The sequence below is a fragment of the Stenotrophomonas sp. STEN031 genome (assembly GCF_056759975.1).
The window spans coordinates 39,435-57,450 of sequence record NZ_JBRREA010000023.1; the positions used below are offsets into that span (position 1 = coordinate 39,435).

Consider the following 18,016-nt stretch of genomic DNA (forward strand, 5'->3'; position numbering starts at 1 on the left):
CTCCAGTGAAATCGAGGGCTAATTTTTTACTAGCTTAGAAAGCGGCGCAAGGGTCCATTCAAGTAGAGTTCTTCTTTCCCCGACAATATCGGCATTCAATGCCATTCCGGATTTCAGCGTTATTCGCGAATTTCTTGTCAGGATGCTTTGTTTTTCTAGTCGAACAAAAGCTATGTACATTGCGGAAGTTGCCAAGTTTCCGTCGTTTATTTCCTTTATCTCTTCAGGCGAAACAGATGTCCTTGTCAAGCTGGAGATCACTCCGCGCTCGACCCCATAGGTTTGATAGGGGAAAGAGTGGTATCTAATTCTGACTTCGTCATTTTCTTTGATAAAACCTATTGCGCTACTAGGAACCAGGAGCCTAGCTTCGAGCTCTCCGGTGCCTGGTATAATATTTACTAGAGGAATGTTTGGTTCTATGGATTGATTTTTGCCCGTTGACGTTGAGGCGACCACTCCGTCAACAGGTGAAAGGATGGCGATTAGGGCCTTCACTTCATTCGCGGCTACTTGTTCATTCAAATCTGCCAAGCTTCGTTGGTAACTCGTCTCCTCAGAAGTTATTTTATTTGAAATCTCAAGCGCATCTTGTTGGGTGTCGCGTGCTGCTCGCTTAGAAATTATTATCTGACGGTCTAATTCATGTAGGCTTCTCTGGTACTCTAGAGCAGTGTTCTGATACTGCTGAAGCTGGATGTCGGAAATGTAGCCAGTACCATCCAGGGTTTTTATCCTTTGCAACGCTCCCAGTGCAATCTTGTATTGATCATCACGAATTGAGCGCTCATTTTGCAGATTGACAAGCTCGCTGTTTATAGATTCAAGGCGCGACCCTGCCGCACTAGCTTGAGCCTCTAGCAGGCTTTTTTTTTCTTGAACTTCTTTTGCAAGAAGATCAATTTTCTCATCATATAGTTGAGAAAGTTGTGTCTGTATATCTCCGTGCTTCGCGGACACTTGGGCGATCGGCCTGATTAGCGCGACCCTTTGTCCGGCTTTAACGTACTCACCTTCTCGAACTTCTAGCTTTTCTATATTTCCCGCTACAGGACTAGATGCTGATGAGAGGCCATTTATCGGTGCAAGCACCCCGGAGACGGTATGACGCCGCGTGTAGGACCCTAGACACAAGAAGGCAACGATTGATATCGCTATCAAGGCGAACACGATCGCATAGATCCAGCTAGACAGTGGCTGAGCAACTGACGGAGATCCCAGCCAGCTTGAACCTAATTTCGCAACCGCTTCCTTACGATACAAGTCGTTCACAACCAACTCCTTGGCGGAAAACTGTAGCGATATCGACGATCTTATTCGCAGAAAGCGAAATTAGATCGATAGGCGGAACCTAGCACCACATCGGATCAGCGGTCAACCCGTTGGAATGTTCAAGCGCGGCATTGCTTGCTCTAACTACTGTTGACTCCCTGTGCTTCAATGCCAGGCCGATTTAGAGGTTTCCGGTTCTTGACGGCCTGCCACCTCTTGAGCTGCCCAACGGCAGAGAATTCAGCGTATTTAGGGTTGCCCGAAATGCCACGGCGAACTGGGCTGGCGCGGCATCTCCCAAGGGCGAATGCGCACTAAATTGATTGTAGTAGGTTCTCGAGTTTTCTATCTTCTGGCGGGCGTCGCCAAGGGATAGGACCCAGCGCACGTTCAGACATTCGCCGCGGAATGACCCATTGAAGGATTCGACGAAGGCGTTATCGGTTGGTTTGCCAGGGGGGCGAAAAATTCGATCGCAACACCGTGATCGTAAGCCCTTCTACCAGCACGATATTTATGAAATCAGGCTCATTATCGGTCTGAATACGACGCGGTGAAGCGCGTTCCTTCAAACGTTTTGACAACATCTGCGCCGCGCAGGCTTTGCCCCAAGACAATGGCCAAGCATTCGCGACTGAAGTTGTTGGCCGCGGTCAGCGAGCGAAAGCGGCGCCCATCGAAGAGGCTATCGTTGACGAAGTTCATGCTCCAGCTCTGTTAAGGCGCAGTGAGTGGTTGTCGATCCAAGCGGTTCGCGACGGCCCGAAGTCGGCGCGGTGAGCGCAGGTTCAGCCCTGCCAGCTTGTACAGCCGATGCCCGCGCTTGCGATTGATTGGGCAGCCTTCGCGACGCAGCGGGATTTGAATGCGTTGGTAGCCACAACCCATCCGTGTTTGGGCAATTCCCTCTGTCGACTTCCTGTATTTCAATGCCAAGCTAAATTAGGCGTTTCCGGTTCACAGTACTGGCGGAATTCGGCGGGCGTCAGCCCGCCGAGGCTGTCGTGAGGTATCTCGGTGTTGTAATCGGCCAACCACTGCTCTGCTTGTTCGCGTACTTCTCCAAGATTGCGGAAGACGTGCATATCCAGCACGCCACGTCGGAAGCTGCCATTGAAGCGTTCGATAAAGCCGTTCTGCATTGGCCGTCCTGGCTCGATGAAATCCAGCGCGATGTTCTTGCGCTCGGCCCATTCCGCCAACGCTAAGGCGATGAACTCGGGGCCGTTGTCCAGGCGAAGCTTTGCGGGATAGCCGCGCCACGCTGCAATTCGTTCCAAAGTGCGAATGACCCGTGTAGCCGGCAAATTCAGATCAACTTCGATGGCCAGGGCCTCGCGGCTGAAATCGTCGATCACGTTGAACGTCCGGAACCTTCGCCCATCCCAAAGCGCGTCGGACATGAAGTCGATCGACCAGCTGCCGTTGATCTGCTCGCCGGCCACCAATGGCATCGGGTGCCGGTTCGGAAGACGCTTCTTCCCTCGCCGACGCTGATTGAGCTTCATCAGACAGTACACACGCCAGACACGCTTGTGATTCCAAACCAAACCGCGGCGACGAATCAGTTGAAACAGCTTGCCGAAGCCGCGCTCCGGAAAACGCTCAGAGAGCTCGGCCAGGAGCGCGATCACCTCTTCGTCCCGATCCGGCCGATGGCGGTAGCGTGCCGTTGACCGAGGCATCCCAATCGCCGCACAGGCCCGGCGTTCGCTCCAGCCATGGCGGTCCTGCAGCCAGGCCAAGAGCGGGCGCTAGTGCGCCGGGTCTAAAGCTAATGAGATGGTCCGCCCCCCTCCTCTCCTGCGAGATACTCGCCACGTCACCCACCGGAGGATCGACCATGCGACATTCCACCCAAGCCAAAACTGCCGTGTTGTATGGCATCGATATCGGCAAAAGTCTGTTTCATGTCGCCGGTTTGGACATCGCCGGCCATCTGGTACTACGCACTAAATTCCGCCGCAGCGCGCTGTTGCAGTTCTTCTCCAATGTCCCGGTTGCGACAGTCGCTATGGAAGCTTGCCCGGGCTCGCAGTGGTTGGCACGCAAGCTTGCCCGTTACGGTCACTCCAGTAAGATAGTGCCAGCTCAATTCGTCAAACCTTACGTCAAGTCCAACAAGAACGACACGGTCGATGCCGAAGCCATTGCGGAGGCAGCTTCGCGGCCCAGCATGCGTTTTGTCGCGATGAAGCGCCCCGACCAGGTCGATCTACAGGCACTTCACCGTGCGCGTGACGGGCTAGTCTCTCAGCGTACCGCTCTGGTAAATCAGATGCGCGGCTTCCTGCTTGAATACGGTATCGCTTGTCGCACCGGCATTGGTGCTTTCAAGTTGGACTTGGCCGATGCACTTGGAGATGCCGAGAACGACTTAACTCCAGCATTCAGACAATTGCTGGCGTGTTTGCGCACCCTTCTGTCGGAGCTAGAAGATCACATCGAACAGTTCAATCAGGAGATTGAAGCGTTCGCCGATAGGGATGACACTGCGCGAAGGCTGATGACGATACCGGGCTTCGGTCCTTTGGCGGCAACCGCGCTTCTAGCCGCTACTGGTGATGCGCATCAATTCAAGCGAGGACGAGATCTATCCGCATGGCTCGGGCTGGTCCCCGCTCAATATTCCACTGGTGGGAAATCCAAATTGCTCGGCATCAGCAAGCGAGGCAATGCGTATATCCGGCGACTGTTGATTCATGGCGCACGTTCTTGCGTTATGCATACCGACCGTAGCCGCCATCGGTGGGGCACTTGGCTCGACGCCTTGGCTGGGCGGGTCCACGTCAACAAACTCACGGTCGCACTCGCTAACAAGATTGCGCGAATGGCCTGGGTTGTTCTGACCAAACCCGGAGCCACCTATCAACGACAGGACCCTCGATTCGCTGCCTGACAAACCCCACCCTAATTTCCCAATTTACCTTCACTGCGTTTGCGATGCCCGTAGGGAGATGACACCACCGTCGATCGACGTGCCGTAAATCCGACGAAAAAAGCGGGCTATCAGCCCGAGAAAGCTTGATGGAAACGGCGCGTGCGAACCTCATCATGGCCTGGTGGCCAAAAGCTGCCGACTTGCAAGAGGCCGGATACATTTGTGCAAACGGTTCGGGTCATTCAGCTACGGTCCTTGCAGACCGGGGGCGGACCATACATTTTTTGCAATCGGATCCTTCAACGCATGATTTTCCATCGCCAGTTCGGCGTACATCCGCTTGAGCTTTGCGTGTTCGGCTCCAACGTCCCGCAACCGCTGCACGTCCGAAGCTTCCATACCGCCGTGCTTGGACTTCCAGACGTAGTAAGTCGCATCGGAACTGCCAAGCTCACGGCAGACATCCTTGACCTGCCTTCCAGCCTCAACCTGTTTCAACGTCGCAACGGTTGACTCTCGGTGAATTTGCTCTTGCGCATCAGTGGTTTCCTTGGGGCTAGTTTGCCCGGAGGCCTCTAAGAATGCCTGGATCAAGTTTACGGGCAGGCGACACGGCTCTATAGCCGGAAATCCTTGCTCAGCAGGCCGTAGATGGCGCTGTCGCAGATTTCGCCGTTTACGTGCCAGCGTTCGCGGAGCAGGCCTTCGCGGACGAAACCGAGTCTTTCGACGAGGCGACAGGAGGGCAGGTTGCGTGGGTCGATGTCGGCCTCGATGCGGCGTAGCCCCAAGTTGTCGAACGCGTAGCCCAACACGAGTTGCAGCGCTTCGCTGGCCAGGCCGCGGCCCTGCCAGTCGGGATGCAGGCTGTAGCCGATCTCGGCGCGGCCTTGTTCCAGGTTCAGGTAGAACACCGCGCTACTGCCGATCAAAAGATCACTGGTGGCATCCGCGATCGCCCATATCAGGATGTCCTCCTCTCGGCGCTGGCGTTGGATGTCGGCGATCTTCTGCTCGGCCTGTGCCAGTTCGGTCCAGGCCGGGTAGCTCCAGTAGCGCATCACCCGGGCATCGCTATGGATGGCGAACAGCGCTGCAGTGTCGCCATCCCGGACCTCGCGCAGGCGCAGGCGGGGGCTGGACAGCTCGGGTTGCGGCAGGCGTGGCGACATCCGGTGCACCTTGGGTTTGCCCCTGCAGGCAGGGCGGGCGAGAATTGCGGTTTCCCCACACTCTGCGGAGCTGATCCTGCCATGTCCATCGTTCGCATGACCGACCTCGACCTTTCCGGCAAGCGCGTACTGATCCGCCAGGATCTGAACGTGCCGATCGACGAGAACGGCCGGATCACCTCCGAGCAGCGCATCACCGCCTCGCTGCCGACCCTGAAGCTGGCACTGGAGAAGGGCGCCGCTGTACTGGTGACCTCGCACCTGGGCCGTCCCAAGGAAGGCGTGTGGAGTGAAGCCGATTCGCTGGCGCCGGTGGCCAAGCGCCTGTCCGAGCTGCTGGGCGTGGACGTGCCGCTGGTCAAGGACTGGGTGGACGGCGTGGACGTGGCCCCGGGCCAGATCGTGCTGCTGGAAAACTGCCGCATGAACGTGGGCGAGGGCAAGGACGATGAGGCGCTGTCGCAGAAGTACGCCGCGCTGTGCGATGTGTTCGTGATGGATGCCTTTGGTACCGCCCACCGCGCCCAGGCCTCGACCCATGGCGTGATCCGTTTCGCCCCGGTCGCGGCCGGCGGTCCGCTGCTGATGGCCGAGCTGGACGCGCTGGACAAGGCGCTGGCCAAGCCGGCGCGCCCGTTGCTGGCGATCGTGGCCGGCTCCAAGGTCTCGACCAAGCTGGAGCTGCTGTCCAGCCTGGTCGGCAAGGTGGATCAGCTGATCGTCGGTGGCGGCATCGCCAACACCTTCATCGCGGCCGAAGGCCATGGCGTGGGCAAGTCGCTGGTCGAGAACGATCTGCTCGACACCGCGCGCAAGATCGATGCCGATGCCAAGGCCCGCGGCGCCGAAATCCCGCTGCCGACCGACGTGGTGGTGGCGCCGGCATTTGCCGCTGACGCCCCGGCCACGATCAAGGCCGTGGACGCCGTGGGTGCCGACGACATGATCCTGGATATCGGCCCGCAGACCGCCGCACAGTACGCCGAGCTGATCGCCAAGGCCGGCACCGTGGTCTGGAACGGCCCGGTTGGCGTGTTCGAGTTCGACGCCTTCGGCAAGGGTACTGAAGCGCTGGCCAAGGCCATCGCCAGCTCCAAGGCGTTCTCGATTGCCGGCGGTGGTGACACCCTGGCAGCTGTGGACAAGTACGGCATCGCCAAGGAAGTGAGCTATATCTCCACCGGTGGTGGCGCGTTCCTGGAGTTCCTGGAGGGCAAGACCTTGCCGGCGGTGGCAGCGCTGGAGGCCCGCGGCGCGTGAGCCGCGATGTGTTCTTCTTCGATCTCGACGGCACGCTGATTGATTCGGCCGTCGGCATCACCCGCTGCGTGGCCTATGCGCTGGAGAAGATGGACCAGCCGGTGCCGGCTGACGCCGAACTGCGCAAGTGGATCGGCCCTGCGCTGCGTACCAGCTTCACCCCGGTATTCGGCGACGCCGAACGGGTGGAGCGGGCCGTTGAGCTGTACCGCGAGCGCTTTGACGTGCTGGGCTGGCAGGAGCATGCGATCTACGCCGGTATCGGCGAGGTCGTGCAGGGCCTGCATGCGGCCGGCCATCGGCTGGCGGTGGTCACCGCCAAGAATGAGCCGCATGCCCGCCGCATCGTCGAGCACCTGCCGTTCGGCAGCTGTTTCGAGGACATCATCGGCGCCACTCCGGACGGCTCGCGCAGCCACAAACCGGAACTGATCGCCGAGGCCCTGCAGCGCCTGCAACTGCAGCCGGCAGCGTGCTGGATGATCGGCGACCGGCGCATGGATATCGAAGGTGCGCGTCACCACGGCATGCGCAATGTGGGTGTGCTGTGGGGCTTTGGTGGTCGTGAGGAATTGCAGGCTGCCGGGGCTGGAGCGGTGGTGGCTACGCCCGATGAGTTGGCAGCGGTATTGCGCGGTTGATTGTTGGGGCGGGTGTTTTGAGGCTTTGGTAACCGGAGCCTCCATGCTTTCACTGCACAGAAAAATTGATCCGTCATTCCCGCGCAGGCGGGAATCGCTCTTGGCTTTTGACTTTGCTTTGGATGTTGTTGTGTGTGGCGAGAGCCAAGAGCCAAGAGCCAAGAGCCAAGAGCCAAGAGCCAAGAGCCAAGAGCCAAGAGCCAAGAGCCAAGAGCGATTCCCGCCTGCGCGGGAATGACGATCTGGGAGGTTTCAGGGGGAAGCCCCTTTCGCAGCAGTCGCGCGCCCGCTTGTCATCCGATGTCCTCGGCATGTCTCTGCTGCCAATGTTTTCTGCTGCAAAGCAGCACGACTTGCCCTCGGGCCAACACGCAACAGCAACCTTCACGTGCTGAGCTATGCCCAGCGCTTATTGACCTATGCAAGCCAGTGATAGGTCTCGCGTTGTCATACCGTACGGTATGTCCAGACAGCCTGTCTGGCCTGTCTTTGGGACAGTGCAGAAAGTGTCGTATGAAATCGTATGCGACATCGTTGTCATGCAATGGATGTGCTACTTTCGGCGGTCTACCAGGGAGACCACGCACAATGATTGAACGTCAGCGCCGCACCAAGATCCTCGCCACCCTCGGGCCGGCAACTGACGCGCCGGGTGTGCTGGACGATCTGTTCCGCGCCGGCGTCAACGTGGTGCGCCTGAACTTCTCCCACGGTGATCCGTCCGGTCAGGCCAAGCGTGCTGCCGATGTGCGTGCCGCTGCCCAGCGCGTGGGCGTGGAAGTGGGCATCCTGGCCGACCTGCCGGGCCCGAAGATCCGCATCGAGCGCTTTGCCGAAGGCAAGGTCATGCTCAAGGCCGGTGACCGCTTTGATCTGATCGCCAGCGCCAATGCGCCGGCCGGCGACGCCAGCCAGGTGGGCGTGAGCTACCTCGGCCTGCCGCAGGACGTGGGCCCGGGTGACGTGCTGTTGCTCGACGACGGCCTGATGCAGCTGCAGGTGGTGGAAGTGCAGGGCGAGCGCATCATCAACACCGTGCTCAACGACGGCGTGCTGTCCGACCGCAAGGGCCTGAACAAGCAGGGCGGTGGTCTGTCGCTGGGCGCACTCACCGAGCGCGACAAGGAACTGATCGGCATCGTTGCCAAGATCGGCGTGGACTTCATCGCCGTCTCGTTCTGCCGCAACGCGCAGGACATGAACGATGCCCGTGCCATCGCCCAGCAGCACGGCTGCGACGCGGCGCTGGTGTCCAAGATCGAGCGCACCGAAGCCATCGAGAACCTGGAAGAGATCGTCGACGCCAGCGATGTGGTGATGGTGGCGCGCGGTGACCTGGGCGTGGAGATCGGCGACGCCGAGCTGCCGGGCCTGCAGAAGAAGATCATCAAGGCCTCGCTGGCGCAGAACAAGGTGGTCATCACTGCCACGCAGATGCTGCAGTCGATGGTCGAAAGCCCGATCCCGACCCGCGCCGAAGTGCTGGACGTGGCCAACTCGGTCATCGACGGCACCGACGCGGTGATGCTGTCGGCCGAAACCGCGGCCGGTGCCTACCCGGTCAAGGCGGTCGAGGCGATGGCCCGCATCTGCCTGGGTGCAGAGCGCCAGTTCCAGACCGAGACCGACTTCAATGCCTCGCCGCGCAACCTGGAACGCGCCGACCAGGCGATCGCCATGGCCACCATGTTCCTGTCCCAGCACGTGGGCGTGCGCGCCATCGTGGCGATGACCGAATCCGGTGGTACCGCGCGTTACCTGTCGCGCTTCCGCGCCAAGTCGCCGATCTACGCGGTTACCCGCCATGACGGTGCGCGCCGGCAGATGGCGTTGATGCGTGACGTGTTCCCGATCAACTTCGACAGCCGTGGCTTCACCCCGCGCGAAGCCGCGCGCGGCAGCATCCGCCTGCTGGTCGAGTCCAACCTGCTGCAGGCGGGTGATCGCGTGGTGTTCACCAGTGGCGAGCACATGGAAACCCATGGCGCCACCAACACCTTGCGCCTGCTGGAAGTGGGTAACGACGGCCGCGCCAGCGGTCTGGGCGACCTGTAAGCGAGGCCAGCAACACGCCACCGCTCCGGTCACAAGTTGATCGGAGCGGACAGGTTTTGTCCTGACATGACAAGCTGAAACCGGTTCCAGACCTTGCGGGCAGCCAGCCGGTGAGCGTGCCGGGCTATAATCCGGGTTTTCCCGCACGCTGTCACAGGAACCTCATGAGCATCGAACTGCTGGCTGAAACCGCCCAGGCCATGGTTGCCCCGGGCAAGGGCATCATCGCCATTGACGAATCCACCGGTACGATTGCCAAGCGCTTCGCAAGCGTCGGCATCGAGAACACGGAAGAAAACCGTCGTGCCTACCGCGAACTGCTGCTGACCACGCCGAAGCTCAACGAGCACATCTCCGGCGCCATCCTGTACGACGAAACCATCCGCCAGTCGACCAAGGACGGCGTGCCGTTCGCCAAGTACATGGCCGACAACGGCATGATCCCGGGCATCAAGGTCGACAAGGGTGCGCACCCGCTGGCCGGCTGCCCCGGTGAGCTGGTGACCGAAGGCCTGGACGGCCTGCGCGAGCGCCTGCAGGAGTACTACAAGCTGGGCGCGCGTTTTGCCAAGTGGCGTGCGGTGATCAATATCGGTGAAAGCATGCCGTCGGGCACCTGCATCGAGTCCAACGCCCATGCGCTGGCCCGCTATGCGGCGCTGTGCCAGGAATGCGGCCTGGTGCCGATGGTCGAGCCGGAAGTGATCATGGACGGCGACCACGACATCGAGACCTGCTACGAAGTCACCGAAGCCACCCTGCGTTCGCTGTTCGACGCCCTGTACCAGCAAAACGTGGTGCTGGAAGGCACCATCCTGAAGGCCTCGATGGTCATCCCGGGCAAGACCTGCGACGAGCAGGTGGATGTCGAGGAAGTGGCCGAGTCCACCGTGATGTGCCTGAAGTCGACCGTGCCGGCGATCCTGCCGGGCGTGGTGTTCCTGTCCGGTGGCCAGAGCGACGAGCAGTCCACCGCTCACCTCAATGCCATGAACCAGGTCGGCACCTTGCCGTGGCCGCTGAGCTTCTCCTACGGCCGCGCCATGCAGCAGGCTGCACTGAAGCTGTGGGCAAAGGACATGAAGGGCAACTACGCTGCCGCACAGAAGACCGTGTTCGAGCGTGCCAAGGAAAACGGCCTGGCTGCACAGGGCAAGTGGGAAGGCTGATAAGCCAAGCTGCGTGAGTTGAACAGAACGCCGGCCAGAAGCCGGCGTTTTGTTTTGCTCTGTTTTTGTTTTTTTGTGGGAGCGGCATAAGCCGCGAAGCTGATGCATAACAAACTGCCGCGATGGCCGCAATTGCAAACATCTTGGCGGCTGTTGCCTTGCCAGCTTCGCCGCTTATGCCGCTCCCACAATTCCCTCAGTACAGCCCTACAATCGGTTTTTTCCTCAGGGATGATCCGATGCACCGCAGAATCGCGCTGGGATTGTTGGCATCGGCCCTGACCGCATCCGCCTTCGCTGCGGAGCCACGTGATTTCGATATCCAGCACTATACAACCAGCCTGGATCTGGATATCGCAGCCGGTCAGCTGCAGGGTGAAACCCTGGTGCGCTTCGACGCCACCGCCCCACTGCATCAGTTGGTCCTGGACAGTGGTGGGCTGATCGTCGATTTGGTCACACAGAATGACAAGCCGCTCAGCTTCCAGCAGGCCGATGGAACGCTGACCATCAGCCTTGCAGCGACGTTGACCGCGGGCCAGCAAGGCAGCGTACGTGTGCATTTCCGCGGAAAACCGCGTTTTGGCCTGGAGTTCGCCGCCGAGCGCAACGAGGTCTACACGATATTCTCCACCAGCCAATGGATGCCGTCGGTGGACGCGCCGGATGAGCGCGCTACGTTGCAGTTGGCACTACGGCTTCCTCGCAACCTGCATGCGACGGCGGTTGGCGATGAGCTGCCATCGCGCCTGCTTGGTGATGGTCGCATCGAACACCGTTGGCAGCTGCGCAAACCAACGCCCGCGTTTGTCTATGGCTTTGTTGCCGGCCCCTACCAGCACGCACAGCAGGGGCGCCTGCAGTTCTATTCGAAGGACCGTTCCGAGGCCGAACTGCAGCAGCTGTTCGCCGCCACCAACGACATGCTCGACTTCTTCGCTGCACGCGCGGGCCTGGCCTATGAAGGCGACTATCGGCAGGCGCTGGTCGCCAACACCATCGGCCAGGAAATGGCTGGTCTGTCGGTGATGTCGGAGGCCTATGGCAAAAGCGTGCTGGATGATCCCACCCAGACCGGCTTGATGGCCCACGAAGCCGCGCATCAATGGTGGGGCGTACGCGTGACCTGTGCGAGCTGGGAGCATTTCTGGCTCAACGAAGGTTTCGCCAACTTCATGACGGCTGCGTGGTTACAGCAGGCGCAGGGCGAAGCCGCCTATCAGGCGATGGTGCAGGGCTGGGAGCAACGGGTGTTGGCGCTGCGTGAGAAGGGCGCTGATCGGCCGTTGGTGTATCCGGATTGGAACAAACCCAGCGCCGATGATCGTGCGGTGGTCTACAGGAAGGGTGCGTATGTGCTGCACCGTTTGCGCATGGAATTGGGCGAGGAGCTGTTCTGGCGCGGACTGCGCGAATACACGCAGGCCAATGATGGGCGCTCGGTGGTGACGGCGGATTTCCAGCAGGCGATGGAGCGTGCTGCCGGGCGCTCACTGCAGGGGTTCTTCGATGCCTGGGTTTATGGGGTGGGTGGTGAGTTGGGGTGATGGGCCCGCTGCCAAGAGCTACCCCTCCCCAGCCCTCCCCTTCGCCGGCGGCAAAGGGGGGGGGCCGTTTGTGCAGGTCGGGCAGATCGCAGGTAGCCGCTTTTGCCCCCTCCCTTTGCCGCAGGCGAAGGGGAGGGCTGGGGAGGGGTAGTTTTTGCTTTTGCTTGGCCGTTGAGCAGCCAAAACCTCAATGCGCAGGCGCAAACCCACCCGCAAACGACGCCAGTACAGAGCCCGCCTGCTCCTGCGTCGGCGCAGCACTGGCCAAGGCCTGCTGATAGATCTTGAACGCCGCTGCGTTGTAGGCCACCAGCACGATCCGCGAAGGCCGCGTGTGGCTCTTTTGCCAGGTCATGGTCTCGGTGGCGGCAATGACCGCCGCCTGGTGCAGCGGGTAGCCGTACACACCGCAACTGATTGCCGGGAACGCGATCGATTCCAGCCCCATCTGCTCGGCCAGTCGCAGCGATTGCCAATAGCAGTTGGCCAATAACGCCGCTTCATCATGGCGGCCATCGCGCCACACCGGGCCGACGGTATGGAATACGTGCCGGGCAGGCAGGTTGTACCCGGCCGTTGCACGCACCTCCCCCGTGGGGCAGCGCACGCCTGCACGCAGCTCGGGTAGCTGCTCGCATTCGCGCAGCAGGCCGGGGCCTGCGGCCCGATGGATTGCACCGTCCACGCCGCCGCCGCCAAGCAGGGTTTCATTGGCTGCGTTGACGATGACGTCAACCGCCAGTTCGGTAATGTCGCCCTGCCAGACTTCAATGTTCATGGCCGTGATCTTCCATTGCGATGTATGAGAAAAATGTGATGGCTACCGCCGCGCCGGACACAGCTGCAGTCTGCGCTCTTGCCGTCTCATCCGGCGCGATTCGCGGACACAGAAAAGCACGAAGGCCGCATAGGCGGCCTTCGCGTTGCTGACGGGTTAAGTAACCGCGGTTACGGCAGGCCGGCCAGCCAGTCGTCGTCCGATCCCTCGTTGATATCGGCGAACAACGGGGTGGAGAAGTAGCGCTCGCCGGTATCCGGCAGCATCGCCAGGATCACCGCGCCGGCCTCGGCCTTGGCGGCCACATCCAGCGCGCTGGCGACGGTGGCGCCGGCGGAGATGCCGACGAAGATACCCTCCTCGGCGGCCAGCCGGCGCGAGGTTTCAATCGCGCGTTCGTCCTGGACCGACAGCAGCTGGTCGTAGACCTCGCGGTTGAGTACTTCTGGCACGAAGTCCGGGGTCCAGCCCTGGATCTTGTGCGGGCTGAATTCCTTGCCCGCCAGCAGGGCGGCACCGGCCGGTTCGGTGGCGATGATGCGGGTGTCCGGGCGGGCCAGCTTGAGCACCTCGCCGACGCCGGTGAGGGTGCCGCCGGTGCCCCAGCCGCTGACGAAGTAGTCCAGCCGCTTGCCGGCGAAGTCGCGCAGGATTTCGGCGGCGGTGGTCTGGCGGTGATAGGCGGGGTTGGCCGGGTTGGCAAACTGGCTGGCCAGGAACCAGCCGTGCTGCTGCGCCAGCTCCTTGGCCTTGCGCACCATGCCGGAGCCGCGTTCTGCGGCCGGGGTCAGGATCACCTTGGCACCATAGGCGCGCATCAGTTTGCGGCGTTCGATGGAGAAGGTTTCCACCATCGTGGCGACGAACTTGTAGCCGCGTGCAGCAGCCACCATCGCCAGCGCCACGCCGGTATTGCCGGAAGTGGCCTCGACAATGGTGTCGCCGGGCTTGAGCAGGCCCTTCTTTTCGGCGTCGAGGATGATGGCAAGCGCCAGGCGGTCCTTGACCGAACCACCAGGGTTGAACGACTCGACCTTGACGTAGATGTCCACGCCGGCCGGGGCCAGGCGGTTGAGCTTGACCACCGGGGTATTGCCGATGGTGTCCAGGATGCTGTTGTACAGGGCCATTGAAATCTCCGGGGAGGTGGTCAGGCGGCGTCGGCCAGTGTGGGCTGCGCCGTCTTTGCGGAAAGTGAGGAAACAGTAGGCGTTGCGTGCAGTGGCGCAGCGCCGAACCAGTGCAGTTCGTCGGCCAGCGCGGCTACGTCACCCAGGATCAGCAACGCCGGTGATTGCACTTGGTGCTGGGTGGCTGCATCGGGGAGCTGGCGCAGCTGCCCGCTGACCACGCGCTGGTTGGCGCGCGAGCCGTTTTCGATCAGGGCGAATGGGGTGCTGGCCGCCAGCCCGGCGCCGAGCAGGTGGCTGCGGATCTGTGCCAGCGCGGCGACCCCCATATAGAACACCAGGGTCTGCCGCGGCTGTGCCAGCGCGGGCCAGTCCAGCGTATCCAGCGAATCCTTGCAGTGGGCCGTCACCAGCCGCAGTTGCTGGGCATGGTCACGGTGGGTCAGCGGAATACCGGCATAGGCGGCGCAGGCCAGCGCTGCGGTGATTCCTGGAACGACCTCAAAGGCGATGCCATGGGCGCGCAGGAACTGCAGCTCCTCCCCGCCGCGGCCGAACACGAAGGCATCGCCGCCCTTGAGCCGTACCACGCGCTTGCCGGCGCGGGCGTGTTCCAGCATCAACGCATGGATATGCTCCTGCGCGGTGCTGTGACCCTGTGCGGATTTGCCGACCTCGATGAAGTCGGCATCGCGGCGGGCCAACTGCAATACCTCGGCGCTGACCAGGCGATCGTGCAGGATCACATCGGCCTGGTTGAGTGCGCGCAGGGCGTTCAGGGTAAGCAGGCCGGGGTCGCCAGAACCGGCTCCCACCAGTACCACCGAGCCGGCATGGACCGGGGCTTCGGCGCCCATGTCCAGCAGCAGCTGGGTTTCGGCAGCGATGGATTGGCGTGCGCGCAGCAGGCCAAGCAACGGGCCTTCGATCAGCCTGTCGAAGAAACGGCGGCGCGCGGCCAGCTCGGGGAAGCGCTCGCGTATCAGCCCGCGCTTGCGGCTGACCAGCTGTGCCAACTGTCCCCAGGCCTGGTCAAACAGTTCCTCGATCTGGCGGCGCACATGACGCGCCACCATCGGCGCGCCACCGCCACTGGAGATGGCGATCTGCAGCGGCCCGCGTTCGACCACGGCCGGTACATGGAAGCCGGACAGGGCCGCGTCATCGACCACGTTGACGAACAACCGGCGTGCCTCGGCAGCTTCGGCGACGGCGCGGTTGATGTGGATGTTGTTGGTGGCAGCGATCACCAGCCAGATGGCCTGATCAAGCCATGCAGGTTCGAAATCGCCGTTCAACCACTGGATGCGCCCGGCATCGGCCAACTGCTGCAGTACCGGGCTCAAGGCCGGGGCACCGAGTCGGGGCAGGGCGCCCGCGCGCAGCAGGGCCTCGGTTTTACGCTCGGCCACCGCACCCCCGCCAACGACCAGTACGGCCCGACCCTTGAGGTCGGCAAACAGGGGGAACAAGGGGCTGTCCAAGGCGGTGACGGAGGTAGTAGGAGTAGGGACCGTGACCGTAGCGCCGGCCCTGCAGGGCCGGAAATGAAAAGCGGCCCACCTCAGATAACTTTAGGTTATAAGTATCGCGAGCGTTTTGGCCTACATTCTTCACAGTTCCTTACTGAAGATCTCTTTCCAACACTGCGATGACACTTACCCAACTGCGTTACCTCGTTGCTATTGCCGATGCCGAGCTGAACATCACGCTCGCCGCGACACGGGTGCATGCCACCCAGCCGGGGTTGTCGAAACAGCTCAAACAGCTTGAAGACGAGTTGGGTTTTCTGTTGTTCGTCAGAAAGGGAAGAAGTCTTGAATCGGTAACGCCTGCAGGCGAAGAAGTAATCAATCGTGCCCGCAGTGTGTTGGCCGAAGCCAACAACATTCGTACCTATGCTGCCAACCAGCGCCGCGAAAGCCATGGCCAGCTGATCCTGACCACCACCCACACGCAGGCGCGCTTCGTACTGCCGCCGGCGGTGGCGCGCATCAAGCTGGCGTATCCGCAAGTGAGCGTGCACCTGCAACAGGCTGCGGAAAGTGATGCGCTGGATCTGCTCAGCCAGGGTGATGCGGATATCGCCATCATCAGTACTGCAGGTGGTGAACCGAGCACCGGTATCGCCGTGCCGTTGTACCGCTGGCGCCGCTTGGTACTGGTGCCCAAGGGGCATCCGCTGGACCGTGCCGGGGCAGCGCCCGACATGGCCGCGTTGGCCAGTCATCCGCTGATCAGCTATGAATCCTCCACGCGAACCAGTTCTTCGTTGCGGCGTGCGTTTGCCGCGCTGGACCTGGAACCGGACCTGACCTTGACCGCACTCGACGCGGACCTGATCAAGACCTATGTGCGCACCGGGCTGGGCGTGGGCCTGCTGGCGGAAATGGCGGTAAGCGCCAACGACACCGACCTGCGTGCCTGGCCGGCGCCGGCATCGATCCCCGAATGCATCGCCTGGGCGGTACTGCCGCGTGATCGCGTATTGCGCGATTACGCCCTGGAGCTGGTGCATGTGCTGGCACCGCAGATCGACAAACGTGATCTGCGCCGCGTGCTGGATGGCAACCAGCAGGCCGATTGGCCGGTGCCGCCAACCTGGGAATCGTTGACGCAGACGATCACGGTCTAGATTGGATGGGTGGGATGACCGCGTTGGTGATCCTGCCCGGCCTTGATGGCACGGCGACACTGCATGCGCGGTTTGTCGCCTGCCTGGGTGACGTGTTCGGGCCGGTGACCGTGCTGCATTACCCGCCGCACAAGGCGTTGGACTATGCGGCGCTGGAACTGCTGGCCAGGGCTGCGTTGCCCGGCGATGTTCCTTTCGTGCTGCTGGGCGAATCCTTTTCCGGCCCGATCGCGTTGTCGATCGCAGCTGACCCACCGGCCAATCTTGTTGGCCTGGTGCTGTCCACAACCTTCGCGCGTACGCCGCTGCCATTGGTATCGCCGTTGGCACCGCTGACGCGTTTTGCGCCGGTTCGCGCGTTGCCGCCGACCTTGCTGTCCTGGTGGTTGCTGGGCCGCTGGGCAACCCCGGCATTGAATGTTGCGCTCGAACGGGCCCTGCTTGAAGTGCATCCAGCTGTGTTGCGGCAACGTGCGGCGCTGGCAATGCAGGCGGATGTATCGACATTGCTGGAACGCGTCACCCTGCCTGTGCTGTATCTGCGGGCAACAGGTGATCGCTTGATCATGCCTGGCGCCGCTGAACTCATTCTGTCGGCGATCAAGCATGCGACGGTCAGGGATATTGGGGGGCCCCATCTCCTTCTGCAGGCATGTCCTTCGGCGGCGGCGCGGGCTGTGCGCGATTTCGCTGAAGGCCTGCAGTCGGCCAGACTCCGTTGAGGCTTTACCCGTGGAGCGTGACCAGTCTTGCAGGAGCGGCGTAAGCCGTGAAGCTGGTGGTCAGACGGGTTGCAGATGATGTGGCGATTTCATTGAAGTCAGCTTCGCGGCTTACGCCGCTCCTACAAAAGCTGCGTGGGTGATGCATTGCCGGGAAAACCCCTGCCGAGCATGGCTCGGCACTACGGTCACGCCTGTGAATGCGATGTGCGGCAAACGGTCGCACCTTGCGCGGCAACTCCGGTATTTGCCGGGTCGATAAAATGCGTGGGTCATGCGCTCGGTTCGTTTCCAATCCTTTGTGCTCCTGCTGGCATTTGCCGCTGCCTTGTTGATGGCGGTGGCGCCGGTGGTCAGCCGCTGGCTGCAATCGCAGCAGCTGCCGATGGCGGCCATGCATCATGCGGCGCATGACGTCGTGATGCCGATGCCTGTCGACCCGCACGCGGGGCATCACGGCATGGCCCCCATGTCGCATGAGGCGCCCGCACGAGCGGCAGCAGAACCGAAAAAGCCGATACCGGCACCCGTCGATCCACACGCGGCCCACGGCGAAGCCTGCGACTACTGCACCATGGCCTCGCGCCTGCTGCCATGGCTTGCGGTAATCCTGATACTGGCGCCGTTGCTGTATCGGCTTGTGCCCCAATCTCCCCGCAGGACGCTCCGCGCCGCCAGCCTGCGCTGGCCTGCGCATCCGCCCCGCGGTCCGCCGGCACTCTCCAGATAACGCCACCTTTCCTGTTTGCCGCGC

The 18,016-nt window shown here is 61.6% G+C and carries 16 protein-coding genes and 2 pseudogenes; 9 read left to right on the forward strand and 9 right to left on the reverse strand.

Translation table 11 applies throughout. The features are described 5' to 3' along the window. Positions 1–18 precede the first annotated feature (18 nt). The 4 genes and pseudogenes from ACVOLQ_RS12135 to ACVOLQ_RS12150 all read right to left on the reverse strand — a co-directional run. Positions 19–1,272: a hypothetical protein gene (locus ACVOLQ_RS12135; RefSeq protein WP_481528172.1), complete on the reverse strand. Its 1,254-nt coding sequence runs from the start codon at positions 1,270–1,272 to the stop codon at positions 19–21. A gap of 181 nt (positions 1,273–1,453) precedes the next feature. Then, complete coding sequence (locus tag ACVOLQ_RS12140; RefSeq protein ID WP_481528189.1) at positions 1,454–1,741, reverse strand: integrase core domain-containing protein; 288 nt, start codon at positions 1,739–1,741, stop codon at positions 1,454–1,456. Between the two features lie 62 nt (positions 1,742–1,803). Then, entirely contained in the window at positions 1,804–1,977 is a 174-nt protein-coding gene (locus ACVOLQ_RS12145; RefSeq protein ID WP_481528173.1) for a hypothetical protein, read from the reverse strand. A gap of 221 nt (positions 1,978–2,198) precedes the next feature. Further along, positions 2,199–3,044, reverse strand: a pseudogene (locus ACVOLQ_RS12150) (IS3 family transposase); the annotation flags it as partial. Between the two features lie 71 nt (positions 3,045–3,115). Between ACVOLQ_RS12150 and ACVOLQ_RS12155 the strand changes: the two are divergent. After that, a complete protein-coding gene (locus ACVOLQ_RS12155; RefSeq protein ID WP_481528174.1) occupies positions 3,116–4,171 on the forward strand; it encodes an IS110 family RNA-guided transposase in 1,056 nt (351 codons plus the stop codon). Positions 4,172–4,435: 264 nt separating this feature from the next. On the opposite strand, the pseudogene ACVOLQ_RS12160 reads toward ACVOLQ_RS12155, so the two are convergent. Continuing rightward, a pseudogene (locus tag ACVOLQ_RS12160) lies at positions 4,436–4,692 on the reverse strand (transposase); the annotation flags it as partial. A gap of 78 nt (positions 4,693–4,770) precedes the next feature. After that, positions 4,771–5,325, reverse strand: coding sequence for a GNAT family N-acetyltransferase (locus ACVOLQ_RS12165; RefSeq protein WP_481528175.1), 555 nt, complete (start codon positions 5,323–5,325; stop codon positions 4,771–4,773). Between the two features lie 81 nt (positions 5,326–5,406). Here ACVOLQ_RS12165 and ACVOLQ_RS12170 point away from each other — a divergent pair, with 81 nt between their 5' ends. The 5 genes from ACVOLQ_RS12170 (at position 5,407) to ACVOLQ_RS12190 (ending at position 11,997) form a co-directional block, all read left to right on the forward strand. Next, a complete protein-coding gene (locus tag ACVOLQ_RS12170; RefSeq protein ID WP_313173953.1) occupies positions 5,407–6,585 on the forward strand; it encodes a phosphoglycerate kinase in 1,179 nt (392 codons plus the stop codon). Continuing rightward, positions 6,582–7,226, forward strand: a complete 645-nt coding sequence (locus ACVOLQ_RS12175; protein ID WP_481528176.1) for an HAD-IA family hydrolase — start codon at positions 6,582–6,584, stop codon at positions 7,224–7,226. The genes ACVOLQ_RS12170 and ACVOLQ_RS12175 overlap by 4 nt, the downstream gene beginning before the upstream one ends. A 588-nt stretch (positions 7,227–7,814) precedes the next feature. Further along, positions 7,815–9,281, forward strand: a complete 1,467-nt coding sequence (gene pyk, locus ACVOLQ_RS12180; protein WP_313173955.1) for a pyruvate kinase — start codon at positions 7,815–7,817, stop codon at positions 9,279–9,281. A 164-nt stretch (positions 9,282–9,445) separates the two neighbouring features. Then, positions 9,446–10,450 (forward strand): class I fructose-bisphosphate aldolase, encoded by a 1,005-nt coding sequence (locus tag ACVOLQ_RS12185; protein ID WP_282271310.1) that lies wholly within the window; start codon positions 9,446–9,448, stop codon positions 10,448–10,450. Positions 10,451–10,689: 239 nt separating this feature from the next. Further along, on the forward strand, positions 10,690–11,997 hold the full coding sequence (locus tag ACVOLQ_RS12190; protein ID WP_481528177.1) for a M1 family metallopeptidase: 1,308 nt from the start codon (positions 10,690–10,692) through the stop codon (positions 11,995–11,997). A 187-nt stretch (positions 11,998–12,184) separates the two neighbouring features. On the opposite strand, the gene ACVOLQ_RS12195 is transcribed toward ACVOLQ_RS12190, so the two are convergent. The 3 genes from ACVOLQ_RS12195 to cysG form a co-directional block, all read right to left on the reverse strand. Then, complete coding sequence (locus ACVOLQ_RS12195) at positions 12,185–12,775, reverse strand: O-acetyl-ADP-ribose deacetylase (protein ID WP_313173957.1); 591 nt, start codon at positions 12,773–12,775, stop codon at positions 12,185–12,187. A 170-nt stretch (positions 12,776–12,945) separates the two neighbouring features. Further along, the gene (cysK, locus tag ACVOLQ_RS12200; protein ID WP_313173958.1) at positions 12,946–13,905 is read right to left on the reverse strand and encodes a cysteine synthase A; all 960 of its coding nucleotides are present in this window, start codon (positions 13,903–13,905) and stop codon (positions 12,946–12,948) included. Positions 13,906–13,925: 20 nt separating this feature from the next. Beyond that, positions 13,926–15,377: a siroheme synthase CysG gene (gene cysG / locus ACVOLQ_RS12205; RefSeq protein WP_481528178.1), complete on the reverse strand. Its 1,452-nt coding sequence runs from the start codon at positions 15,375–15,377 to the stop codon at positions 13,926–13,928. Positions 15,378–15,556: 179 nt separating this feature from the next. Between cysG and ACVOLQ_RS12210 the strand changes: the two genes are divergently transcribed. The 3 genes from ACVOLQ_RS12210 to ACVOLQ_RS12220 all read left to right on the forward strand — a co-directional run bounded on the left by ACVOLQ_RS12210 (position 15,557) and on the right by ACVOLQ_RS12220 (position 17,992). Continuing rightward, on the forward strand, positions 15,557–16,540 hold the full coding sequence (locus ACVOLQ_RS12210; RefSeq protein ID WP_481528179.1) for a LysR family transcriptional regulator: 984 nt from the start codon (positions 15,557–15,559) through the stop codon (positions 16,538–16,540). A gap of 14 nt (positions 16,541–16,554) precedes the next feature. After that, the gene (locus ACVOLQ_RS12215) at positions 16,555–17,262 is read left to right on the forward strand and encodes an alpha/beta fold hydrolase (RefSeq protein WP_481528180.1); all 708 of its coding nucleotides are present in this window, start codon (positions 16,555–16,557) and stop codon (positions 17,260–17,262) included. 274 nt (positions 17,263–17,536) lie between these two features. Then, on the forward strand, positions 17,537–17,992 hold the full coding sequence (locus tag ACVOLQ_RS12220; RefSeq protein WP_481528181.1) for a hypothetical protein: 456 nt from the start codon (positions 17,537–17,539) through the stop codon (positions 17,990–17,992). The last annotated feature ends 24 nt before the right edge of the window (positions 17,993–18,016 follow it).